The organism is Kitasatospora sp. NPDC001539 (assembly GCF_040298565.1).
In the GTDB taxonomy this organism is placed as follows: Bacteria; Actinomycetota; Actinomycetes; order Streptomycetales; family Streptomycetaceae; genus Kitasatospora.
In genome coordinates this window covers 1-22,217 of sequence record NZ_JBEPAK010000111.1, presented here as the reverse complement: position 1 = coordinate 22,217, position 22,217 = coordinate 1, and the positions used below count along the sequence as shown (strand labels likewise).

The following is a 22,217-nucleotide window of genomic DNA, read 5'->3' as shown; positions in this document are numbered from 1 at the left end:
GAAACTGGACCCGCCTCCTCACCTCCCTCGCCCACCTCCACACCCACGGCCACCCCGTCGCTCGGGCGCCGAGCTTCTAGGTGAGCTGCTTGAGGCAGAGCACGTAGTCCAGGGCCGGCAGGTTGGGGTGCTTGCTGGTGTACCAGCTGTCCGCCTTCGGCTGCTTCTCGCAGACCTTCTCGTCGGAGGTGGCGAAGTACTTGTACACCACCTTGTACTGGGCCTTGGAGTCGGTGCAGGGCAGCACGCTGACCTTGGGGTGGTTGTCGGTGGTCTCGCTGGTGCCGTTCTCGTTGCGCAGGCAGTCGCCGACCTTGGCGGAGTCGGGGGCGCCGTCCGAGGAGTCGCTGGGGGTGGTGACCGGCGGCACGGTGATGCTCGGCATCGGCGGCAGGCTGAAGCTCGGCGCGGGGAAGGTCGGTGCGGTGAAGGTCGGCATCGGCAGCGGCTTCGACGAGAACGTGAAACCCGTCGGCGCCGGCCCCGGGTACGCCGTGTCGTGGTCGTTCTTCGGGCCGAGCACACCGGTGGCCGCCAGGAGCACCGTGACCACCAGCGACAGCGGGACCAGCAGCCCGACCAGGTGCGGCCGCCGGCCGAGCGGGACACCCGGGTCGAGCTGCGGGCCGTGGGTGCCCGGGACGGGCGGGGGCAGCCGCTTGATCCGGCCGTTCGCGGCCAGGTTCATCAGCAGGGTGATCGGCGCCAGGATCAGCGACGCCGGGCTCCACCAGCCCTGGGCCATGGTCCGGGCCGACATGTCGCGCACGGTGGCCGTGCCGCAGGTGCGGCAGAACGGGCCGTGCATCCGCAGCATCCGGTAGGCCAGGACGAGGCCCTGGTGGCCGCGGACGGTGGCGTTCACCGCCGGGTAACCGCCGCACAAGCGGCAGGTCCGACCGTCCGCCGGGCCCGGCGGCGGGTACCCGTAGCCGTAGCCGGGCGGCTGGGCGCCGTACGGCTGCTCCGGCGGCGGGGCGCTCGGGTAGCCGTACCCGGGCTGGCCCGGCGGCGGCGGTGGGGCGGGCGGGCCGTACGGGCTGCCGCCGGCGTAGGGGTTGCCGTCGCCCGGCGGGGGGCCGTACGGCATCTGGGGCGGAGGCGGAACGGACAAGTGGTCCCCCCGGGAAGGGTGTTGGTTGACGGTGTCAGGACTTCTTCACCGGCGGGTTGCCGGTGGTGCTGGGGCCGGTGGGGGTCAGCGGCCCGAGGCAGAGCACGTACCGCTTGGTGTTCCAGCGGCGGCCGCTCTTGCCCGAGACGGCGCTCGTGGTCTGCGGCGTCTGCCGGCAGCGGGTCACGTCGGTGGTGCCGGTGAACTTCGCCAGCACCCGGTAGTTCGCCGCCGGGTCCGTGCACTTGACGATCTTGACGTCGCTCCGGCCGCTCGCCCGGACGCAGTCGCCGACCTTGGCGCTGCTGACGCTCGGTCCGGCCACGAAGTAGGCGACGGCCAGGGCGGCGCAACCGCCGACGGCGCCGACGATCCGGAGCTTGGACCGGACGCCGCGCTTGGCGGGCGCGGCCGGGGGCGTCGGGCCGGCCTGCGGGGGGCCGTACGGCCCTGCGGGCGGCTGCTGCGCGTACGGCTGCTGCGGCGGGTACGGCTGCGGCTGTCCGTAGGGTGCCTGGGGGTACGGGGCCTGCCCGTAGGGTGCCTGGGCGTAGGGCTGCTGCCCGTAGGGTGCCTGGCCGTAGGCCGGCGGTGGCGGCCCGAAGCCGGGCGGCGTCGCCGGGGCAGGCGGCGGTGGCCCGTACGGGCCGGGCGGTGTGCTCATCAGTTCGTCCCCCGAGACCAAGTGCTGTCGTTCCGACAGGTCTAGGTACCTTAGCGACAGAGTCGGACGCAATCGGCCGACGGGTCGCGGGGGGACTTCGGGACCGGGCGGTTTCGATTCCGGGACACGACGGTTTCAGAGCGGCCGGTCACCCGGCAGCGGATCGGACCGTCGGGCGGCCCGCAGGTAGAGCGCCGCTGTGAGCGCGTACACCGCCGCCACGCCGGCGACCACGGCGGCCGAACGGCCGGACAGCGGCAGCACCAGCGCGGTCACCAGGGCGGCGGCCACGAAGGCGACGTTGAACAGCACGTCGTAGATGGCGAAGACCCGGCCGCGGTACTCGTCCTCGACCGACTCCTGGACCACGGTGTCGGCGCAGATCTTGGTGCCCTGGGTGACCACCCCGAGCAGCAGCGCCGCGATCAGGCAGGGCACGGGAGCGAAGAACAGGCCCAGCGCGGGCACGAAGACGACGGGGGCGACCAGGCAGACCGTCATCCAGCCGGCCAGCCCCAGCCGCCGGGTGCACCAGGGGCTGACCACGGCGGCGGCGAAGAACCCGGCCGCGGACAGCCCGACCGCCTGGCCGAGGGTGGCGAGCCCGGCCGCGCTGTCGGCGGGGTCGTTGAAGGTGTACCGGGCGAGCATCACCACCACCACGATCAGCACGCCGTAGCAGAACCGGGCGGCGGTGACGGCGGCCAGCGCGTGCACGGCCGTCCGGCAGTCCCGGCGCAGGTGCCGCACGGCGGCGCCCAGTTCGACGGCGGCCCGCACCAGCGCCTGGCCGAGCGCCGGGTGGTCACCCTGCTTCTCCGGGCCGAGCAGGTCGCGGTCCATCCGGCGGGCGGCCAGCGCGGCCGACAGGTAGAGCAGCGAGGCGACCGTGACCAGGGCGGCGTCCGCCCGCGGACCGGGGGCCATCACCTGGTGCAGCAGGAACCCGATCCCCCCGCCCGAGGCGGCGGCGACGGTGCCGAGGGTGGGCGAGAGCGCGTTGGCGGTGACCAGCTGGTCCTGCTCCACCACCCGGGGCAGGGCGGCGGACAGCCCGGCCAGGATGAACCGGTTGAGCGCGGTGACCAGCAGCGCGGAGGCGAAGAACAGCCAGGTCGGTGCCTGGACCAGGAGCAGCGCTCCGGTGCCCAGGCCCAGCCCGAAGCGGGCCAGGTTGCCGAAGTAGAGCACTTGGCGGCGGCGCCAGCGGTCCAGCAGCACCCCGGCGAACGGGCCGATCACCGAGAACGGCAGCAGCATCACGGCCAGCACCGAGGCGATGTCGGCGGGGGAGGACTGCTTCTCGGGGGAGAAGACCACGTAGGCGGCGAGCGAGACCTGGAAGACGCCGTCCGAGAGCTGGGAGAGCACCCGGGCGGTCAGCAGCCGCCGGAAGTCCCGGCCCCGGAGCAGACCGAGGAGCGTGGCGCGGTGCGCGGACTGGTGGGTGCTGCCGTTCTCGGTGATCGCCACCCGCCCAGGGTGCCATGGAACGGGGGACCGTTTCACGTGAAACATTCGCTGCGGAAACGTGAAGGGCTCACGATCCGGTGATCGTGAGCCCTTTCCGGGAGCTATGAGCAGTCAGCTCACGTGCTCAGCGCTTCAGCGCTCGACCTCGCCGCGGATGAACTTCTCGACGTTCTCCTTGGCCTCGTCGTCGAAGTACTGCACCGGCGGGGACTTCATGAAGTAGGAGGACGCCGACAGGATCGGGCCGCCGATGCCGCGGTCCTTGGCGATCTTCGCGGCGCGGACGGCGTCGATGATGACACCGGCGGAGTTCGGGGAGTCCCAGACCTCGAGCTTGTACTCCAGGTTCAGCGGGACGTCGCCGAACGCGCGACCCTCCAGGCGGACGTAGGCCCACTTGCGGTCGTCCAGCCAGGCCACGTAGTCCGAGGGGCCGATGTGGACGTTCTTGGAGCCCAGCTCGCGGTCGCGGATCTGCGAGGTGACGGCCTGGGTCTTGGAGATCTTCTTGGACTCCAGGCGCTCGCGCTCGAGCATGTTCTTGAAGTCCATGTTGCCGCCGACGTTCAGCTGCATGGTGCGCTCGAGGATGACACCGCGGTCCTCGAACAGCTTGGCCATCACGCGGTGCGTGATGGTGGCGCCGACCTGCGACTTGATGTCGTCACCGACGATCGGCACGCCGGCCTCGGTGAACTTGTCAGCCCACTCCTTGGTGCCCGCGATGAACACCGGCAGGGCGTTCACGAAGGCGACCTTGGCGTCGATGGCGCACTGGGCGTAGAACTTGGCCGCGTCCTCGGAACCGACGGGCAGGTAGCAGACCAGGACGTCGACCTGCTTGTCCTTGAGGACCTGGACGACGTCCACCGGGGCCTCGTCCGACTCCTCGATGGTCTCCCGGTAGTACTTGCCCAGACCGTCGAGGGTGTGGCCGCGCTGGACGGTCACGCCGGTCGGCGGGACGTCGCAGATCTTGATGGTGTTGTTCTCGCTGTTGCCGATGGCGTCGGCCAGGTCGAAGCCGACCTTCTTGGCGTCGACGTCGAACGCGGCGACGAACTCCACGTCACGGACGTGGTAGTCACCGAACTGGACGTGCATCAGCCCGGGGACCTTGCCGGCCGGGTCGGCGTCCTTGTAGTACTCGACACCCTGCACCAGCGAGGCGGCGCAGTTGCCCACGCCGACGATGGCTACGCGAACCGAACCCATTTCCGGTTGCTCCCTGTGATCTCATGAGGACCGCCGGAACCGGCGGTACTCGTCCTGCATGTTCGATGACTGCTTGTACGGGCGCGAGGCGCCCACTCCTGCCGCGCGGCACAGGGCTGACGCGGTGTCAGCGCTCCTGGGAGGAGCGCCCCGGGCGGTCGTACGGTGGCCCGGCCGGGTCCGGGGACCCGATCTCCTGGCCACGGCCGTCCGAAGTCTTCTGGGGTCCGGCGGCGCCGCCGGTGGCGGGTCCGGTCCGGCCGGTGCGGTTGGCCCGCTCGGTCTCGATCAGCTCGTTGAGCCACCGGACCTCGCGCTCCACCGACTCCAGTCCGTGCCGCTGGAGTTCGACGGTGTAGTCGTCGAAGCGTTCGCGGGCGCGGGCGAGCGAGCTGCGCATCCGCTCCAGGCGCTCCTCCAGCCGGCTGCGGCGACCCTCTAGGACGCGCATCCGGACCGCTCGGTCGGTCTGGCCGAAGAAGGCGAAGTGGACGCCGAAGCGCTCGTCCTCCCAGGCCTCCGGCCCGGAGTCGGCGAGCAGCTCCTCGAAGCGCTGCTTGCCCTCGGGCGAGAGCCGGTAGACGATCTTCGACCGCTTGCCGTTGAGCGCGGTGGCCGGGACGTACTCGACGTCCGGGTTGTCCTCGACCAGGAAACCCTGGGCGACCAGGCTCTTCAGACAGGGGTAGAGCGTTCCGTAGGAGAGCGCCCGCAGCGCTCCGAGCAGGATGTTGAGCCGCTTGCGCAGCTCGTAGCCGTGCATCGGGGCGTCGTGGAGCAGCCCGAGAACGGCGAACTCCAGCACTCCTGAGCGCCTGCCCACTGCCGTCGTCCTCCTCCCTCTCGACCCGCTCCCGGCCGCTGCATCCGGCGGTATGCCGTTTCGATGTATCGGCTCGATATATCGAGAACAGTAAACCCGACCCCCGGAACCGGCAAGGGGGGCACGCGTGAATGTGATCACAAGCCGACGCGCGGGTGGGCTTGGCAACGGGCGTGTAATGATCTGTCGCCGTTTTGCGGTTATTAGCGACTGATGCCCGATTAGTTGTGTTTCCCCGCTGCGTACGCTGTCGCGTGTGCACGAGGACCAACCTCCGGGGTTAGGGCGGTCCGGGCATCGGACGTGAACCCTGCCTTCAGGCTGGAAAGGCCTGGCGAGGAGTGGCTGGAACATGAGCGAGCGACGGCGACGGACGCCCAACCCGGGCGGTGACGGGCAGCAGCCCCCGGGGGGCGGTGGCCGTCGGGGTGGACCCGGTCCCGACGAGCTGAGCTCGGACGGACTCGGCCGCCGGCGCCCGCCGGGCGTCCGGGAGACCGCTCAGCAGCCCCGGATGACCCGTGCGGAGATGCGCAAGGCCGCGCAGAAGAAGGGCAAGGGAGGCGGTGGCCGGCGCGGTGGTGCCGGCGCCTCCGCGGCCGCGGCCGCCGACCCCGGCAAGAAGCGCTTCATCGACTACCCCCGGTGGGGCAAGACCGGCGTCCGGCGCTGGCTGCCGTCCTGGAAGCAGTGGCTGAGCGCCTTCCTGCTGTTCTTCGCCACCGGCGTGGGCGTCGTGTTCTACCTGTACCAGACCACCGAGGTCCCCCAGCTCAAGGACCTGGTGAAGGAACAGAACACGATCTACTACTGGGCCGACGGCAGTGAGATGACCCGCAAGGGCGACACCAACCGCCAGATCGTCGAGCTCGACGACATGAGCCCCTACCTCCAGAACGCCGTCATCTCCGCGGAGAACGAGACGTTCCGCACCGACAGCGGCATCGACCCCAAGGGCATGCTGCGCGCCGTCTACAACATGGCGAAGGGCGGTGAGACCCAGGGCGCCTCGACCATCACCCAGCAGTACGTCAAGAACGCCTACCTGAGCCAGGAGCAGACCCTCAGCCGCAAGCTGAAGGAGTTCTTCATCACGCTGAAGGTCAATCAGCAGATGAGCAAGAACGACATCCTCAAGAGCTACCTGAACACCAGCTGGTTCGGCCGCAACGCCAACGGCGCGCAGGCCGCCGCCCAGGCGTACTACGGCGTCAACGCCAAGGACCTGAACCTCTGCCAGAGCGCCATGCTGGCCGGCCTGCTGAAGGGCGCGAACTACTACGACCCCTCCAAGCCGGCCAACCACGACCGCGCGGTGGACCGCTGGAAGTGGATCCTGGACCGGATGGTGGCGACCAAGAACGTCAGCGCGGAGGAACGGGCCAAGTGCACCACGTTCCCCGAGCCGATCCCGGTCAAGCCCAGCTCCAACATGAACGGCGAGATCAGCTACCTGGTCGACACCGTCAACCAGTACGTGATGGCCACCGACAAGACGATCACCCAGCAGATGATCGACAAGGGCGGCCTGAAGATCTACACCACCTTCGAGAAGGACAAGGTCGACGCCCTCAAGAAGGCCGTCGACGACGTCAAGGCGGAGAACCTCAACCCGCAGAAGCGCCCGGACAACGACACCTTCATCCAGTTCGGCTCGGCCAGCATCCGCCCCGGTGACGGCGCGATCGTCGCCCTCTACGGCGGCGACGGCGTGGAGAACGGCCACTTCGACAACAACGCCAACGCCACCGGCGTCCAGGTCGGGTCGACCTTCAAGCCGTTCGTGCTGGCCACCGCGATGCAGGTGGGCGTGCAGACGGCGAAGGGCGACGACGGCAAGCCGAAGCGGATCAACGCCGACAGCCGCTACCTCTCCGACGACCTCTCCGAGATCCGCAAGCCGGACGGGTCGCTGGTGATCGGCGACGACGGCAAGCCCTACCGGCAGAAGAACGAGGACAGCGGCAAGCGCGGCTACGTCTCGCTCCGGCAGGCCATGCAGTACTCGTACAACGTGCCCTTCGTCCAGCTGAACCAGGACGTCGGCGGCTCGAACGTCGCCGACATCGCCGTGCAGATGGGCATCAAGCGGGAGAGCCTGGCCGACCCGAAGACCCTGACCTTCCCGCTCGGCACCTCCACCATCAGCCCGATCCGGATGGCCACCGCCTACGGCACCTTCGCGGCCAGCGGCAAGGAGGCCGAGCCCTACTCGGCCACCAAGGTCGAGGTGGACGGCAGGGAGCGCCCGGGCTTCGGCAAGAAGGACACCAAGGTCGCGCTGGAGCCCGCCGTCGCCGACAACGTCACCGACGTGCTGGTGAACGTGGCCAAGAACGGTACGGGTACCAAGACCAACTCGCTGGGCCGCCCGGTGGCCGGCAAGACCGGTACCACCGACCAGAACAAGTCGGCCTGGTGGGTCGGCTACACCCCGCAGCTGGTGACCAGCGTCGCGATGTGGCGCGAGGACCCCGCCAAGCACGACCGGCTGTCGCTCAACGGCACCGGCGGCAAGGAGTCCATCCACGGTGGTGACATCCCGACCGACGTCTTCACCCGGTACATGAAGGCCGCGCTGGCCAACGAGAAGAAGCTGGACTTCCCGAGCCCGCAGCCGGTCGGCACCGAGGTGGACTCCTCGGGCGCGCCGTCCACGGCCACGGCCACGGCGACCCAGGCGCCGACCGAGACGCCGTCGGCCCCGGCGCAGCCCCAGACCCAGCCGGCCCAGCCGCAGCCCAACCAGCCCCAGCCGCCGCAGCCCACCCAGGGCGGGGGCTGCGTGCAGGGCGTGGACTGCCCGCCGACCCAGACGCCGACCCACCCGGGCAGGCCGACGCCGACGGACACCTGCTTCATCCTCAGCTGCACGACACCGACCCCGACCGGCAGCTCGGGGGGCGGCGGCAGCGGCAAACCGACCGGCAAGCCCACCGCGACCAGCACCGGCGCGGCCCAGGGCGCCGGGGCGGGCGGGTAGCGGCCCGAGCGCGGGCCCGGTACGGCGCTACGGCCCGGCGACGCGATCACGACGGCGGTGGCGGTCCTCCACGGAGGGCCGCCACCGCCGTTTCGTCACGTTTCGCCGTCCGCGCCCCCTCCGTACCACCCGTACCGCCCGGGCCACCGCGGGGTGCTCCTCGTCCCGGCGCATCCGGTGCGGCAGGATGTCCGGCATGACGTCGAGCGATCGTGACGAAACCGCGGGCCCGCACGGGTCCGGCGCCGCCGCAGGGCCCACCCCGGCAGCCGTCGCCACGCCCGCGCCGCCGGCCAACACCGTGGTCGTCCCGGCCGACGAGGACCGGGTGGCGGCGGCCGGCAGTGAGGTGTTCGGCGGCCCGCCCGGCCGCCGGGCGCTGCTCGGCGTCTCCTGGTGGATCCCGGCGCGCTTCCTGGCGCTCGTGGTGATCGTGGTCTCCGTGCTCGGCATGGTGCACGACCTGCCCTGCTACCAGCAGGCCTGGTTCCAGCCCGGCTCGCCGCAGTACATCCACGCCTGCTACAGCGACATCCCGCACCTGTTCTCCGGGCGCGGCTTCGCGGCCGGGCTGCACCCCTACGTGGACCGCATCCCGGGCAGTTCGGGAGACCTCCAGTACCTCGAGTACCCGGTGCTGACCGGCCTGTTCATGCAGGTCGCGGCCTGGCTGACACCGGGCGGCGGCACCCAGCAGGACCAGGAGCAGTGGTTCTGGGCGATCAACGCCGGGCTGCTGATGGCCTGCGCGGTGGTCGCCGTGGTGGCGCTGTCGCGCACCCACCGCCGCCGGCCCTGGGACGCCCTGCTCTTCGGGCTCTCGCCGGTGCTGCTGCTCAACGGCACGGTCAACTGGGACCTGCTCGCCGTCGCCCTGGCGGCCGTGGGGATGGCCTGGTGGGCAAGGTCCCGCCCGGGCTGGGCCGGGGTGTTCATCGGCCTGGCAACCGCGGCCAAGCTCTACCCGCTCCTGCTGATCGGCCCGCTGCTGGTGCTCTGCTGGCGGGCCGGGAAGTGGCGCGAGTTCCGGGTGGCGCTGGGCGGTGCGGTGGGCGCCTGGCTGGTGGTCAACCTGCCGATCATGGCGGCCAACTGGCAGGGCTGGTCGACCTTCTACGTCTTCAGCGAGCACCGCGGCGAGGACTACGGCTCGTTCTGGCTGATCCTGATGCAGAACCGCGGCGTGGGGCTGGCCGACCTCGACCTCTACATCGGGGTGCTGATGGTGCTGGGCTGCGCGGCCATAGCGTGGCTGGGCCTGTCCGCACCCCGGCGGCCGCGCTTCGCGCAGCTCGCCTTCCTGGTGGTCGCCCTGTTCGTCCTGGTCAACAAGGTGTACTCGCCCCAGTACGCGCTCTGGCTGCTGCCGCTCGCGGCGCTGGCCCGGCCGCGCTGGCGGGACGTCCTCGTCTGGCAGGCCTGCGAGGTGCTGTACACCCTGGGCATCTGGTCCCACCTGGGCTTCGTGACCGGGCCCAAGCAGCACGGGATCGGCGAGTCCTGGTACCACTTCGCGATCGTGCTGCACCTGCTCGGCACGCTCTACCTGGTCGGGCTGGTGGTCCGGGACGTCCTCCACGCGGACCGCGACCCGGTCCGCTGGGACGGCAGCGACGACCCCTCCGGCGGGGTGCTCGACCGCGCCCCGGACGTGACCGTGCTGGGGACCGCCCGACGGCTGCGCGAGGAGGAGAGCTACGCCGCCTACGCGCCGGCCGGCCCCGAGCAGTGGCTGGAGAAGCCAGGACCGTCGGAGCCGGCCGAGCGGCCGTGAGCGCGCTGAGCACCCCCGAGGGGGATGCTCAGCGGTCCACCACGCGGTCGAAGTGGGTGGTGGTGTGCCGGACCTGGAGGCCCAGCTCGTCGCCGATCGCGGGCGGCTTGGTCTCGCCGTCCAGGAACAGCAGCGAGACCTGCATGTGCGGCGGCTCGGCGAACCAGAGCTGCTTGCCGGCCCAGTGGAACGGCGACTTGGTCTTGTTGACGGTCGCCAGACCGGCCCGGGCGATGCCCTTGGCCCGGGCGCCCATGCTCGCCACGTACTTGGGGGCCTCCAGGCCGATGCCGTGCGCGGTGCCTCCGGCGACCACCAGGATGTGGCCGTCGGAGGGCGCCGGGTGCTGGCGGTAGCCGTAGCGGTCCCCCTTCCTGACCGGGGTGACGTCCAGCACCGTGGCCCGGACCTCCAGCGCGGCGTGGTCGCCCAGCCAGAGCCGGGTGCCGATCCGGGCCCGGAAGACGGTGCCCGGGTACCGCTGGGCCAGCTGGTCCATGCCGGCCGCGCCGAGGTGGCTGACGAAGACGGTGTGCACCGGGATGCCGGCCGCCCGGGCGGTGTCCACCCAGTACGCGACCTCCTCGACCGGGCTGGAACCGTCCGGCCGGTCCATCGGCAGGTGCAGCGCCAGGCCCTCGAAGGAGACCCCGTCCAGCTCGGCGGCCACCGTCCGCAGGTCGTCCGCGCTCACGCCGTGCCGGCGCATGGTGGTCATGCACTCCAGCACCACCCGGGCGCCGTGCAGCGCGCGCAGCGCGTCCACGCTGGCCACCGTCCGGATCACCCGGGCGTGCGGCAGCGGGAGCACCTCCTCGCCGACCCGGTACGGGGTGAGCACCAGCAGCTCGCCGCCGTACCACTCGGCGGCGTCGGCCGCCTCGTAGGCGGTGCCGACGGCCAGCACACCGGTGCCGAGCAGTGTCGCCTCCTCGGCCAGCCGGTGGTTGCCCAGCCCGTAGCCGTTCCCCTTGGCGACGGGCACCAGGCCGGGGAACTCGGACAGCACGGACCGCTGGTGGGTGCGCCAGCGTTCGGTGTCGAGGTAGAGCGACAGTGTCATCGGGTCAGTCTCCTCAGCGGCGGGACATGTAGAGGTCGAGGGCCTTGTGCAGCAGCTTGTTCAGCGGGAAGTCCCACTCGCCGAGGTACTCGGCCGCCTGGCCGCCGGTGCCGACCTTGAACTGGATCAGACCGAACAGGTGGTCGTTCTCGTCGAGGGTGTCGCTGATGCCGCGCAGGTCGTACACACCGCCGCCGAGGGCGTAGGCGTCGCGCATCATCCGCCACTGGATCGCGTTGGAGGGCTTGACCTCGCGCTTGTGGTTGGCCGAGGCGCCGTAGGAGTACCAGACGTGCTCGCCGACCACCAGCATCGTGGTCGAGGCCAGCGGCTCGCCCTCGTGGTAGGCGATGTAGAGCCGCATCCGGTTGGGGTCCTCGGCGTTGAGGGCGTTCCACATCCGCTGGAAGTAGGCCAGCGGGCGCGGGGTGAACCGGTCGCGCTCGGCGGTCACCAGGTAGAGCTGGTGGAAGATCGGCAGTTCGTCGTAGCCGCCCTGGACCACCTCGACGCCGCTCTTCTCGGCCTTCTTGATGTTGCGGCGCCAGAGCTGGTTGAAGCCCTTCTGGATGTCGTCCAGCGAGCGGTTGGCCAGCGGCACCTGGTACACGTAGCGCGGCTGGACGTCGCCGAAGCCCGCGCCGCCGTCCTCGCCCTGCAGCCAGCCGGCCTTGCGCAGCCGGTCGGCCACCTCGAAGGCGCGCGGCTCGTACCAGTCGGCCTCGATGTCGCGCAGGCGCTTGGCCTGCTTGGCGGCGATGGCCTCCTTGATGGTGGGGGCGTTCCACCGGCGGATGACCACCGGCGGGCCCATCTTCACCGAGAACGCGCCCTGGGACTTCAGGTGGGCCAGCATCGGGGAGAGCCAGCGGTCGAGGTCGCGGTCGAACCAGTCGATGACCGGGCCCTCGGGCAGGTAGGCGAGGTAGCGCTTGACCTTGGGGAGCTGGCGGTAGAGCACCAGGCCGGCACCGACCAGCTGGTTCTGCTCGTCGAACCAGCCGATCGACTCGGAGCGCCACTCGGCCTTCACGTCGCCCCAGGCCGGCACCTGCATGTGGCTGGCCGAGGCGCGGCTCCTGATGAAGGCGAGGTGCTCCTCGCGGGTGATCGTCCTCAGGCGCAGGCTCATTGCTCGGTGCTCCTCGTCGGTCGGGCTGCGGTGGCCCCAGGTTCTCGGGCTGACCTTATCGTCCGGGACCCGCCGGCCCGCCGCTGCGGGCACGACGGCGCCCCCGTCGCGTACCTGTCTTCTCTGCAGATACGCGACGGGGGCGCCGAGGGTTCCTGGGCCGGGCCCGGACGGGGTGCCGCACGGGCTCCGGCGGGCCTCAGCCCACCAGGCCGCCGCGGGCGATGCCGAGGTAGAAGCCGATCGCGGAAGCGCCGAGCGTGATCATCAGGACGAAGCGCTCGGCGGTGGTCACCGAGACGAACATCCCCCAGAGCCCGGTGACGATCCCGGCGAGGCCGGTCCACGAGGTCAGCACGTGCAGGTTGTAGAAGAACGACGTGGTGAAGGCGATGACTCCCAGGACGGCGGTGAGCGCCACCAGGGTGTTCTCGCGGGGGTGCGGGTGGCCGTCGGTGTTCAGCGTGAGCGCGGGCATGCGATGGACGGACTGGGCCATGAATCCCACCTCCTGGCGTGGAGACGAACGGGCAGGAATCCCGTTCCGTCCAGATTGCGGCGGTTGGGTCGCTCTCACAACCCCTATGCGTTTTGTTCGGCCGTCCGGGTGCAGGTAGGCTGTGCCGTCTGCACTGGTGTAGTTGTGCCCCCTTGCGCCCTCTTCCGGGTGACACCCGCTCCCGGGTGTGCGGGGCCGACTGTCGGACCCGGCCGCTACGGTGAGCCGGTGTCGTCACCGCCGGTGCCGACGCAACGCACAACCCTCCTGCCACGGAGAGACCGTGGCCGCTGAGTCCAAAGGAGGTGGGTTACTCATGCGTCACTACGAGGTGATGGTCATCCTCGACCCCTCGGTCGAGGAGCGCGCTGTCTCCCCCTTGATCGAGAACTTCCTCACCGTCGTCCGCAATGGCGGCGGCAAGGTGGAGAAGGTCGACACCTGGGGTCGTCGCCGTCTGGCTTACGAGATCAACAAGCAGTCCGAGGGCATCTACTCGGTCATCGACCTGAAGGCCACGCCTGAGGTCGTCAAGGAGCTCGACCGCCAGATGGGCCTGAGCGAGTCGGTTCTGCGGACCAAGGTCCTGCGCCCGGACACCCACTGAGCCACCTCTGAGGCCTTCGGGTCTCGGGTAGCTCGCGACCGCTGTTTCACGTGAAACAGCGGTGAACGGACATCTTCCCGAGAGGTCATCACCACCATGGCAGGCGAGACCGTCATCACCCTCGTCGGCAATCTCGTCGACGACCCCGAGCTGCGCTTCACCCCGTCGGGTGCGGCGGTCGCGAAGTTCCGTATCGCGTCCACCCCCCGCACCTTCGACCGCCAGACGAACGAGTGGAAGGACGGCGAGAGCCTCTTCCTCACGTGCAACGTCTGGCGTCAGCCGGCGGAGAACGTGGCCGAATCGCTGCAGCGCGGCATGCGCGTCATCGTGCAGGGCCGACTGCGCCAGCGGTCTTACGAGACCAAGGAAGGCGAGAAGCGGACGGTCTTCGAGGTCGAGGTCGACGAGGTCGGCCCGAGCCTGCGGTCGGCGACCGCGAAGGTCACCCGGGCCAACCGGTCCGGGGGCCCCGGTGGCGGCTTCGGCGGCCAGCAGGGTGGCGGCCAGGGCGGTTGGAACGGCGGTGGCGGCCAGCAGGGCGGCGGCGGCTGGGGTGGGAACTCCGGCGGCGGTCAGTCCGGCCCCTCCGACGACCCGTGGGCGTCCAGCGCCCCGTCCGGCGGCAACCAGGGCGGCGGCTGGGGTGCCCCGTCCGGTGGCGGCTACTCGGAAGAGCCCCCGTTCTAAGAGCTGACAGATTTCGTGCGGCCCGGCCGCCGGCGTCCTCGGACGCCCGCCGGGCCGTGAACCCCAAATGGAGCACACCATGGCGAAGCCGCCTGCTCGCAAGCCGAAGAAGAAGGTTTGCGTCTTCTGCAAGGACAAGGTCAACTACGTTGACTACAAGGACACGAACCTGCTGCGGAAGTACATCTCCGACCGCGGCAAGATCCGTGCCCGCCGGGTGACCGGCAACTGCACCCAGCACCAGCGTGACGTCGCCACGGCCGTGAAGAACAGCCGTGAGATGGCGCTGCTGCCCTACACCAGCACCGCGCGCTAAGAGAGGGTGACCGAGTAATGAAGATCATCCTCACGCACGAGGTGCCGGGTCTCGGCTCCGCCGGCGAGGTCGTCGAGGTCAAGGACGGCTACGCCCGCAACTACCTGGTCCCGCGCGGCTTCGCCATCCGCTGGACCAAGGGCGGCCAGAAGGACGTCGACGCCATCCGTCGCGCCCGCAAGATCCACGCGATCCAGACCCTCGAGGCCGCCAACGAGGTCAAGGGTCAGCTCGAGGGCGTCCAGGTCAAGCTGGCCGTCCGCTCGGGCGACGCCGGCCGCCTGTTCGGCTCGGTGACCCAGGCCGACGTCGTCGAGGCCATCAAGGCCGCCGGCGGCCCGGTCGTGGACAAGCGCGCCGTCGCGATCGCCTCGCCGATCAAGACCGTGGGCTCCCACAAGGTCTCGGTCAAGCTGCACTCCGACGTCGTGGCCAACCTCGACGTCGCCGTCGTGGCCGCCTGAGTCCCGTAGCAGTGGCCTGAGGGCCGGACTCCCCCCGGGGAGTCCGGCCCTCGGTCGTTCCCGGAACCGGCGGTCAGGAGCGGACGGCCCCGGTGACCAGCCAGCGGCCGCCGCGGGCGCGGGCCACCAGGAACACCGCGCGGACCAGCATGAACAGGTTCATCGCCCACCAGAGCCCGGCCAGCCCGGTGCCGGTGGCCGGCACCGCGACCGCCACCGGGACGAAGACCGCCAGGGTGGCGAGGGCGGCCCGGGCCAGGTACGGCCCGTCCCCGGCGCCCACCAGCACGCCGTCCAGCACGAAGACCAGGCCGGACACCGGCTGGCTGAGCGCGAGCAGCAGCAGGGCGGTGTCCAGCTGCCCCTGCACCGCCGGGTCGGGTGTGAAGAGCGGGACGTACAGCGGCCGGGCGAGCACCACCAGCAGGCCCAGCACCACCCCGGAACCGATGCCCCACTCGACCATCCGCCGGGTCGCCGCCTTGGCTCCCGGCACGTCCGAGGCGCCCAGGTAGCGGCCGATGATGGCCTGCCCGGCGATCGCGATGGCGTCCAGCGCGAAGGCCAGGAAGTTGAACAGCGTCATGGTGATCTGGTGCGCGGCCACCTGGTCGTCGCCGAGCCGGGCGGCCACCGCGGTGGCGATCATCAGCACCGCGCGCAGGCTGACCGTCCGGACCAGCAGCGGGCCGCCCGCCCTGGCGCCGGCCCGGATGCCCGCCGCGTCCGGCCGCAACGACGCCCGCTCCCGGCGGGCGCCGCGGACCACCACGGCCAGGTAGACGGCGGCCATCCCGGTCTGCGCCAGCACCGTCCCCCAGGCCGAGCCGGCCACGCCGAGCCCGGCGCCGTACACCAGCCCGGCGTTCAGCCCGATGTTGGCGGCGAAGCCCGCGACGGCCACCAGCAGCGGGGTGCGGGTGTCCTGGAGGCCGCGCAGCACGCCGGTGGCGGCCATCACCAGCAGCATCGCCGGGATGCCCAGGGAACTGATCCGCAGGTAGGTCACCGTGTACGGCGCGGCGGTGGGCGAGGCACCCAGCAGGTCGGCCACCCAGGGTGCGAGCAGCAGGGTGAACAGGACCACCGGGACGGCAAGGCCGAGGGCGAGCCACAGTCCGTCGACGCCCTGCTGGACGGCGCCCCGGCGGTCCCCGGCGCCGATCCTGCGGGCGACCGCGGCGGTGGTGGCGTAGGCGAGGAAGACGAACACCCCGGTCGCGGTGGAGAGTGCGGCGGAGGCCACGCCGACCCCGGCGAGCTGGGAGGTGCCGAGGTGGCCGACGATCGCCGAGTCGGCCAGCAGGAACAGCGGCTCGGCGACCAGCGCGCCGAAGGCCGGCACGGCCAGGGCGAGGATCTCGCGGTCGTGCCGGCGCCCGGGGGGCGGCACGGTGGGGGCGGCGGTCATGGGCTCCAGGGTACTCATCCACAGGTAACGACCGCTAGCCATTGGCAGCCGTTACTCGAAACCTTGAGCGAGGAGCTTCGGCCGCCGGGCGCCCACAGTCCCCCGGTGGCGTGTGAAGAATTTCTCATGCACAGGCCCGGAAAGAGGTAACCGCAGGTCAGCCGGTTGACAGCGGGGCGATCGTCCGGTTATCCACAGACCCTTCCACAGGGGTGTCCACAGCTTTGCGGCAGTTCTCCACAGGCCAGGGCCGCTCATCCACACCCCCTGTGGATAACCGCCTTGGCGCAGGGGCTTCCGGCGCCTTAGCGTGGGCCGTCCGCCCGACACTCCCACCGCCCCGGCGTCCGATTTGTCGGTGCCGTGGCGTACAAAGAGGAGCGGCTCCGCTCCACCCAGCCACCGGCAAGGCCCAGCTCCAACTCGCACGACTCGCTGATCGGGGAACACGCGTGACCGGCCCCCAGTACGACGACCACGACGCCCCGCCGCCGGAGGAGGACTGGCCGACCGCAGAGGACCCGTTCCCGGTGAGCGCGTTCGACGGCGCACCCTTCCCGGACGGCCCGAGCGACCGGCTCCCCGTCACCCGCAACCGGAGCGGCCAGGGCGGCGGCCGGGACGAGGGCTTCCGCAAGGGCGGCGGCGGCTTCAACAACAACGGCTTCAGCAACAACGGCAAGAAGGGTGACCGCCGGGAGGACCGCGACCGCCGCGAGGACGGTGGCGGCGGCGTCGACGGCTTCGAGCGCGTTCCCCCGCAGGACCTCGCCGCCGAGCAGTCCGTCCTGGGCGGCATGCTGCTCTCCAAGGACGCCATCGCCGACGTCGTCGAGGTGCTCAAGCCCGCCGACTACTACCGGCCCGCGCACGAGCTGATCCACGGCGCGATCCTCGACCTCTACGCCCGCGGCGAGCCGGCCGACCCGATCACCGTGGCCGGCGAGCTGACCAAGCGCGGCGAGCTGCAGCGCGTCGGCGGCGCCTCCTACCTCCACACCCTGGTCAACTCCGTCCCGACCGCCGCCAACGCCGAGTACTACGCCCAGATCGTCCACGAGCGGGCCGTGCTGCGCCGGCTGGTCGAGGCCGGCACCCGGATCGCCGGCATGGGCTACGCGGCGGAGGGCGACGTGGACGAGATCGTCAACGCCGCCCAGGCGGAGATCTACGCCGTCACCGAGCAGCGCACCAACGAGGACTACGCGCCGCTGTCGGACATCATGGAGGGCGCCCTCGACGAGATCGAGGCGATCGGCTCCCGGCAGGGCCAGATGTCCGGCGTGCCCACCGGCTTCGCCGACTTCGACCAGCTCACCAACGGACTGCACCCCGGCCAGATGATCGTCATCGCGGCCCGCCCCGCGATGGGCAAGTCCACCCTCGCGCTGGACTTCGCCCGGGCCTGCTCGATCCACAACGGCCTGCCGAGCGTGATCTTCTCGCTCGAGATGGGCCGCAACGAGATCGCCATGCGCCTGCTCTCCGCCGAGGCCCGGGTCGCGCTGCACCACATGCGCTCCGGCAACATGACGGACGACGACTGGACGCGGGTCGCCCGCCGGATGCCGGACGTCTCCAACGCCCCGCTCTACATCGACGACTCGCCGAACCTGTCGATGATGGAGATCCGCGCCAAGTGCCGCCGCCTCAAGCAGCGCAACGACCTCAAGCTGGTCGTCATCGACTACCTCCAGCTGATGCAGTCCGGCGGCTCCCGCCGGGCCGAGAGCCGTCAGCAGGAGGTCTCGGACATGTCCCGGAACCTCAAGCTGCTGGCCAAGGAGCTGGAGATCCCGGTCATCGCGCTCTCCCAGCTGAACCGTGGCCCGGAACAGCGCACCGACAAGCGGCCGATGGTCTCGGACCTGCGCGAGTCCGGCTCGATCGAGCAGGACGCCGACATGGTCATCCTGCTGCACCGCGAGGACGCGTACGAGAAGGAGTCGCCGCGCGCGGGCGAGGCCGACCTGATCGTCGCCAAGCACCGCAACGGCCCGACCGCCACCATCACGGTGGCCTTCCAGGGCCACTACTCGCGCTTCGTCGACATGACCCGGGACTAGGGAACCTCCGGGGGTTCCCGCCGGGCGCTTGCGGGGGAACGACCGTGCCCGATGGACTACTGTCCCTGCCGTGAAGACGATACGACAGCTGACCGTCCGCCGGGCCGGGGGAAGCACGAAGGCCCGGGCCGGTGGATCAGCCGCCAGGCTGGGCTGGCTCGACGCGCTCCGCGGTGTGGCCGCCCTCGTGGTCGCCCTGCACCACTTCGACGTCCTGAAGATGCTGCCGGAGCCGGTGGCCGCCTTCATCTGGTGGCACGGGGACCTCGGCCTCTACGGGGTCATGCTGTTCTTCCTGGTCAGCGGCTACATCATCCCGGCCTCCCTGGAGCGCCGCGGGGACGTGCGGGCGTTCTGGATCGGTCGGCTCTTCCGGCTGTGGCCACCGGTGATCATCGCCATCGCGGTGGCGCTGGCCATCATCCCGAAGGGTGACGGCTCGGTCGCGCTCTTCGCCACCGGGCACAACTACGTGGCCGTGGCCGCCAACGGCATCATGCTCCAGGACCTGCTGGGCGTCTGGAACGCCCTGAACGTCACCTGGACGCTCTGCTACGAGATGGTCTTCTACTACCTGGTGACCGCCCTGTTCACCATGGGCTGGCACCGCCGCAGCGGCCCGATCGCGGTCGGCTTCGCGGGGGTGGCGCTGCTCCTCGGCACGGCGATCGCGCCGATGACGCTGACCCGGGACGTCACCTCCACCCGGGGCCTGGTCTGGTCGGCGACCCTGATCGTCCTCATGGGCTTCGCCTGCATGCTGAGCGGGCGCCCCGCGCTGACCCGGATCGGCGCGGTGCTGCTGGCCGGCCTCGGGCTGGTGCTCGTCTACAACAACAGCCGGGCCCCCGCCTTCGAGTCCTTCATGATCTTCGCGACGATGTTCGCCGGCACCGTGCTGTACCGCGCCGAGCACCGGCAGATCGACCGGCTCCAGGCTTGGCTCTGCTGCGGCTTCGTCCTCATGGCCGGGGTCGCGGTCGGCTGGATGTACAACCGCGACGGCATGGAGCAGCACACCTGGACCTCCGGCTGGATGGCCTGGTCGGGCGCCTACCTGGCGGCCTGGGTCACCTTCGGTGCGGCCATGGCGCTGCGGCGCAAGCGCTTCCCGCGGGCGCTGACCTGGCTGGGGGCGGTCAGCTTCTCGGTCTACCTGCTGCACATCCCGCTGGTGCGGACCATCCAGCCGCTGCTGCACGTGGCCAAGGTGCCGCCCACCACCGGCGGGAAGGTGCTCTGGACGGCCGAGTACCTCGCCGTGGTGCTGATCGCGAGCTACCTGCTCTACAAGCTGGTCGAGATGCCCGGGCAGAAGCTGGGCCGCAAGGTGCTGAAGGCCGTCGAGCGGCGGTGGCCGACGGAGGACCCGGTACGGCCGGCCGGTGCGGCCGGGGACGCCGCCGTCCGCGCCGTGGAGCCCGAGCCGGTGCCGGTCGAGGTCGGCGCGTCCGGTCCGGGGCCGCGGGGCCGTTGACCGGATGCGCGAAGGGCTCGCCCCCTGCTCGGGGGGCGAGCCCTTCGTCGTACCGGCGCGGGGGCCGCGGTCAGACGGTGACGGTGGCGCGGAAGAGCGTGCTGCCGGTGCCGCGGACGCGGGTCGGGGCGCCGGTCGCCGGGAGGAAGGCGGACTGGCCGCGGGCGAGGTCCAGGGTGGTGCTGTCGGCGGCGGTGAGCCGTACCGCACCCTCGGTGCAGAGCAGGATCTGCGGGGTGCGGCCGTCGATCTCGCGCTCGACGCCGTCCAACTCGAAGCGGGAGAGCCGGAACTCGTCGATCGGGACGGGGTAGAGCTGCTCGCCGGGGGTGGCGTCGACCGGGACGGGCCGGACGATCCGGGCGGCGTCCGGTTCGAAGACCACGACCTTCAGCAGCTCCGGCACGTCGATGTGCTTCGGGGTGAGGCCGGCCCGCAGCACGTTGTCCGAGTTGGCCTGGAGCTCGACGCAGACGCCGGAGAGGTAGGCGTGCGGCACGCCGGCGCCCAGGTAGAGCGCCTCGCCGGCGCGCAGCCGGACGTGGTTGAGCAGCAGGGCGGCGATCAGGCCGCGGTCCTGGGGGAAGTCCTCGGCGATCCGGGCGTACGGGGCGTAGTCGGAGTCCGGATCGGCGGTGTCGCGCGCCGCCAGCGCCTCGGCCGTCTCCCGGACGGTCTTCGCGGCGGTCCCGTCGTCCATGGTGAGGACGGCGGCCAGGGTGGCGCGCAGCGCCTCGGACTCGTCCTCGACGCTCAGCAGGTCGATCAGCGGGTCCAGCCCCGGCGCCGCGAGCCCGGCCATCAGCCCGGCCGCCTCGGCGGGGCGGCGGAAACCGCACAGGCCCTCGAACTCGCCGAGCGCGCAGACCATTTCGGGCTTGTGGTTGTCGTCGCGGTAGCTGCGTTCGGGGGCGTCCAGCGGGATCCCGAGGGCGTTCTCGGCGGCGAAGCCGGCCCGGGCCTGGTCCGGGGTGGGGTGGGCCTGGATGGACAGCGGGGCGCCGGCGGCGAGCACCTTGAACAGGAAGGGCAGCGTCGGGCCGAACTTGGCCACGCTCGCCGCGCCGAGCTCGCCCTCGGGGTCGGCCGCGATCAGCTCGTCCAGCCGCTGCGGGCCCGCGCCGCGGTCGGCTCGGGACGGGTCGCCGGGGTGGGCGCCCATCCACAGCTCGGCCTGCGGTTCCCCGGTCGGCTCCTGTCCCAGCAGCTCGGGCAGGGCCGTGAGCGACCCCCAGGCGTACGGGCGGACGGTGTTGACGAGCCTGTCCATGCGCGCGGTCCTACTCCTTCGCTGTCTGGGCGGGTGTGCCGGGTCGCCGGGGGCGGCCCGGCGGTGCGGGCGGGTCCGGGCACGGGCAAAAGGGCAAGGGCATCGACCCTAGCCCACCCGCTCCTCGTGCGGGGAAACGGTCGTCGTCGGGTGGGAGTGCCGTGGCCGGACGGGCGGTTCCCGGGCGCGGTAGTAGGATGCCAGGACGCAGTAGTCCCCGCCCCGCACAGCGTGTCCACCGTGGTCGACCCGTCGGCGGCTGTCGGCGGGGCCGCGTTCCAGAGTGCGGGCGACGGTGTTCTGATGCCCCCCGCCATCGGCCGAGAGGTTTGTACGTGACCGTGAACCAGCAGAGTTTTGCTGATCTCGGCAGGGTCCTGGTGATCATCCCGACCTACAACGAGGCGGAGAACGTCGAGCGGATCGTCGGCCGGGTCCGTGCCTCGGTGCCCGAGGCGCACGTGCTGGTCGCCGACGACAACAGCCCCGACGGCACCGGCGAGCTGGCCGACAAGCTGGCCGCCGAGGACCACAACGTCCACGTCATGCACCGCAAGGGCAAGGAGGGCCTGGGCGCCGCCTACCTCGCGGGGTTCCGCTGGGGCGTCGACAACGGCTACGACGTCCTGGTCGAGATGGACGCGGACGGCTCGCACCAGCCCGAGGAGCTGGACCGGCTGCTGAGCGCGCTGCGCGGCGCCGACCTGGTGCTGGGTTCGCGCTGGGTGCCGGGCGGCCGGGTGGTGAACTGGCCCAAGTCGCGGCTGCTGCTCTCGCGCGGCGGCTCGACCTACTCGCGCCTGATGCTGGGCGTGCCGATCCGGGACGTCACCGGCGGCTACCGGGCCTTCCGCAGGGAGACGCTGCTCGGGCTGGGCATGGACGAGGTGGCCTCGGCCGGGTACTGCTTCCAGGTGGACCTGGCCTGGCGCACGGTGAAGGCCGGGTTCAAGGTCGCCGAGGTGCCGATCACCTTCGTGGAGCGCGAGCTGGGTGCGTCCAAGATGAGCCGCAACATCGTGTTCGAGGCGCTCTGGCGGGTCACCGCCTGGGGCGTGTCCGACCGGGTGGCCCGGCTGCGGGGTGCCGCGGCCGCTCGTTGCCGCGGGCCCGTACGAGGCGAGCGTGCTCAACCTCGGCGCCACCCTGCACACCCTGAGCGCGCCGGACCGGGCC

At 71.2% G+C, this 22,217-nt stretch carries 19 protein-coding genes; 9 read left to right on the top strand and 10 right to left on the bottom strand.

Annotated elements, in window-relative coordinates; translation table 11 throughout:
* Window positions 1-76: 76 nt before the first annotated feature.
* From ABT247_RS18640 to ABT247_RS18620, 5 genes are all read right to left on the bottom strand, one after another.
* Window positions 77-1,090 carry an LppU/SCO3897 family protein gene (locus tag ABT247_RS18640; protein ID WP_350743886.1) on the bottom strand — a complete coding sequence of 338 codons (1,014 nt, stop codon included), beginning with the start codon at window positions 1,088-1,090 and terminating at the stop codon, window positions 77-79.
* A gap of 58 nt (window positions 1,091-1,148) precedes the next feature.
* On the bottom strand, window positions 1,149-1,778 hold the full coding sequence (locus ABT247_RS18635) for an LppU/SCO3897 family protein (RefSeq protein ID WP_350743885.1): 630 nt from the start codon (window positions 1,776-1,778) through the stop codon (window positions 1,149-1,151).
* A gap of 135 nt (window positions 1,779-1,913) precedes the next feature.
* Entirely contained in the window at window positions 1,914-3,251 is a 1,338-nt protein-coding gene (locus ABT247_RS18630; protein WP_350743884.1) for an MFS transporter, read from the bottom strand.
* Between the two features lie 132 nt (window positions 3,252-3,383).
* Window positions 3,384-4,466: an inositol-3-phosphate synthase gene (locus ABT247_RS18625; RefSeq protein WP_350743883.1), complete on the bottom strand. Its 1,083-nt coding sequence runs from the start codon at window positions 4,464-4,466 to the stop codon at window positions 3,384-3,386.
* A gap of 127 nt (window positions 4,467-4,593) precedes the next feature.
* Entirely contained in the window at window positions 4,594-5,289 is a 696-nt protein-coding gene (locus tag ABT247_RS18620) for a PadR family transcriptional regulator (protein ID WP_350743882.1), read from the bottom strand.
* 514 nt (window positions 5,290-5,803) lie between these two features.
* Between ABT247_RS18620 and ABT247_RS18615 the strand changes: the two genes are divergently transcribed.
* Together ABT247_RS18615 and ABT247_RS18610 are read left to right on the top strand one after the other, a co-directional pair.
* Window positions 5,804-8,272 (top strand): transglycosylase domain-containing protein, encoded by a 2,469-nt coding sequence (locus ABT247_RS18615; protein ID WP_350743881.1) that lies wholly within the window; start codon window positions 5,804-5,806, stop codon window positions 8,270-8,272.
* A gap of 196 nt (window positions 8,273-8,468) precedes the next feature.
* Window positions 8,469-10,046 carry a glycosyltransferase family 87 protein gene (locus tag ABT247_RS18610; RefSeq protein WP_350743880.1) on the top strand — a complete coding sequence of 526 codons (1,578 nt, stop codon included), beginning with the start codon at window positions 8,469-8,471 and terminating at the stop codon, window positions 10,044-10,046.
* A gap of 28 nt (window positions 10,047-10,074) precedes the next feature.
* Here the strand turns inward: ABT247_RS18610 and ABT247_RS18605 are convergent, their stop codons facing one another.
* From ABT247_RS18605 to ABT247_RS18595, 3 genes are all read right to left on the bottom strand, one after another.
* Window positions 10,075-11,109 carry an alanine racemase gene (locus ABT247_RS18605; RefSeq protein WP_350743879.1) on the bottom strand — a complete coding sequence of 345 codons (1,035 nt, stop codon included), beginning with the start codon at window positions 11,107-11,109 and terminating at the stop codon, window positions 10,075-10,077.
* A gap of 13 nt (window positions 11,110-11,122) precedes the next feature.
* Window positions 11,123-12,241, bottom strand: a complete 1,119-nt coding sequence (locus ABT247_RS18600; protein ID WP_350743878.1) for a lipid II:glycine glycyltransferase FemX — start codon at window positions 12,239-12,241, stop codon at window positions 11,123-11,125.
* A gap of 199 nt (window positions 12,242-12,440) precedes the next feature.
* The gene (locus ABT247_RS18595; RefSeq protein WP_350743877.1) at window positions 12,441-12,740 is read right to left on the bottom strand and encodes a hypothetical protein; all 300 of its coding nucleotides are present in this window, start codon (window positions 12,738-12,740) and stop codon (window positions 12,441-12,443) included.
* 316 nt (window positions 12,741-13,056) lie between these two features.
* Here ABT247_RS18595 and rpsF point away from each other — a divergent pair, with 316 nt between their 5' ends.
* The 4 genes from rpsF (at window position 13,057) to rplI (ending at window position 14,817) form a co-directional block, all read left to right on the top strand.
* Window positions 13,057-13,347 carry a 30S ribosomal protein S6 gene (gene rpsF / locus ABT247_RS18590; RefSeq protein ID WP_030233085.1) on the top strand — a complete coding sequence of 97 codons (291 nt, stop codon included), beginning with the start codon at window positions 13,057-13,059 and terminating at the stop codon, window positions 13,345-13,347.
* Window positions 13,348-13,443: 96 nt separating this feature from the next.
* The gene (locus ABT247_RS18585) at window positions 13,444-14,037 is read left to right on the top strand and encodes a single-stranded DNA-binding protein (RefSeq protein ID WP_350743876.1); all 594 of its coding nucleotides are present in this window, start codon (window positions 13,444-13,446) and stop codon (window positions 14,035-14,037) included.
* 79 nt (window positions 14,038-14,116) lie between these two features.
* A complete protein-coding gene (gene rpsR, locus ABT247_RS18580; RefSeq protein ID WP_030059640.1) occupies window positions 14,117-14,353 on the top strand; it encodes a 30S ribosomal protein S18 in 237 nt (78 codons plus the stop codon).
* A gap of 17 nt (window positions 14,354-14,370) precedes the next feature.
* Window positions 14,371-14,817 (top strand): 50S ribosomal protein L9, encoded by a 447-nt coding sequence (rplI, locus tag ABT247_RS18575; RefSeq protein WP_350743875.1) that lies wholly within the window; start codon window positions 14,371-14,373, stop codon window positions 14,815-14,817.
* A gap of 73 nt (window positions 14,818-14,890) precedes the next feature.
* On the opposite strand, the gene ABT247_RS18570 is transcribed toward rplI, so the two are convergent.
* Window positions 14,891-16,228 (bottom strand): MATE family efflux transporter, encoded by a 1,338-nt coding sequence (locus tag ABT247_RS18570; protein WP_350743874.1) that lies wholly within the window; start codon window positions 16,226-16,228, stop codon window positions 14,891-14,893.
* 530 nt (window positions 16,229-16,758) lie between these two features.
* Here ABT247_RS18570 and dnaB point away from each other — a divergent pair.
* The gene (gene dnaB / locus ABT247_RS18565) at window positions 16,759-18,294 is read left to right on the top strand and encodes a replicative DNA helicase (protein ID WP_350743887.1); all 1,536 of its coding nucleotides are present in this window, start codon (window positions 16,759-16,761) and stop codon (window positions 18,292-18,294) included.
* A 70-nt stretch (window positions 18,295-18,364) separates the two neighbouring features.
* Window positions 18,365-19,771, top strand: coding sequence for an acyltransferase family protein (locus tag ABT247_RS18560; protein ID WP_350743873.1), 1,407 nt, complete (start codon window positions 18,365-18,367; stop codon window positions 19,769-19,771).
* Window positions 19,772-19,841: 70 nt separating this feature from the next.
* On the opposite strand, the gene manA is transcribed toward ABT247_RS18560, so the two are convergent.
* A complete protein-coding gene (manA, locus tag ABT247_RS18555) occupies window positions 19,842-21,041 on the bottom strand; it encodes a mannose-6-phosphate isomerase, class I (RefSeq protein ID WP_350743872.1) in 1,200 nt (399 codons plus the stop codon).
* Between the two features lie 335 nt (window positions 21,042-21,376).
* Here manA and ABT247_RS18550 point away from each other — a divergent pair.
* Window positions 21,377-22,217, top strand: an 841-nt coding sequence (locus tag ABT247_RS18550; protein ID WP_350743871.1) for a polyprenol monophosphomannose synthase, incomplete at its 3' end; no start/stop codon positions are given.

Coding starts and splice junctions, on each gene's coding strand:
- rpsR (WP_030059640.1), top strand. CDS start 14,117: ATGGCGAAGCCGCCTGCTCGCAAGCCGAAGAAGAAGGTTTGCGTCTTC.
- ABT247_RS18585 (WP_350743876.1), top strand. CDS start 13,444: ATGGCAGGCGAGACCGTCATCACCCTCGTCGGCAATCTCGTCGACGAC.
- ABT247_RS18615 (WP_350743881.1), top strand. CDS start 5,804: ATGACCCGTGCGGAGATGCGCAAGGCCGCGCAGAAGAAGGGCAAGGGA.
- rplI (WP_350743875.1), top strand. CDS start 14,371: ATGAAGATCATCCTCACGCACGAGGTGCCGGGTCTCGGCTCCGCCGGC.
- ABT247_RS18600 (WP_350743878.1), bottom strand. CDS start 12,241: ATGAGCCTGCGCCTGAGGACGATCACCCGCGAGGAGCACCTCGCCTTC.
- ABT247_RS18570 (WP_350743874.1), bottom strand. CDS start 16,228: ATGACCGCCGCCCCCACCGTGCCGCCCCCCGGGCGCCGGCACGACCGC.
- ABT247_RS18610 (WP_350743880.1), top strand. CDS start 8,469: ATGACGTCGAGCGATCGTGACGAAACCGCGGGCCCGCACGGGTCCGGC.
- ABT247_RS18640 (WP_350743886.1), bottom strand. CDS start 1,090: ATGCCGTACGGCCCCCCGCCGGGCGACGGCAACCCCTACGCCGGCGGC.
- ABT247_RS18635 (WP_350743885.1), bottom strand. CDS start 1,778: ATGAGCACACCGCCCGGCCCGTACGGGCCACCGCCGCCTGCCCCGGCG.
- ABT247_RS18605 (WP_350743879.1), bottom strand. CDS start 11,109: ATGACACTGTCGCTCTACCTCGACACCGAACGCTGGCGCACCCACCAG.
- rpsF (WP_030233085.1), top strand. CDS start 13,057: ATGCGTCACTACGAGGTGATGGTCATCCTCGACCCCTCGGTCGAGGAG.
- manA (WP_350743872.1), bottom strand. CDS start 21,041: ATGGACAGGCTCGTCAACACCGTCCGCCCGTACGCCTGGGGGTCGCTC.
- ABT247_RS18595 (WP_350743877.1), bottom strand. CDS start 12,740: ATGGCCCAGTCCGTCCATCGCATGCCCGCGCTCACGCTGAACACCGAC.
- ABT247_RS18625 (WP_350743883.1), bottom strand. CDS start 4,466: ATGGGTTCGGTTCGCGTAGCCATCGTCGGCGTGGGCAACTGCGCCGCC.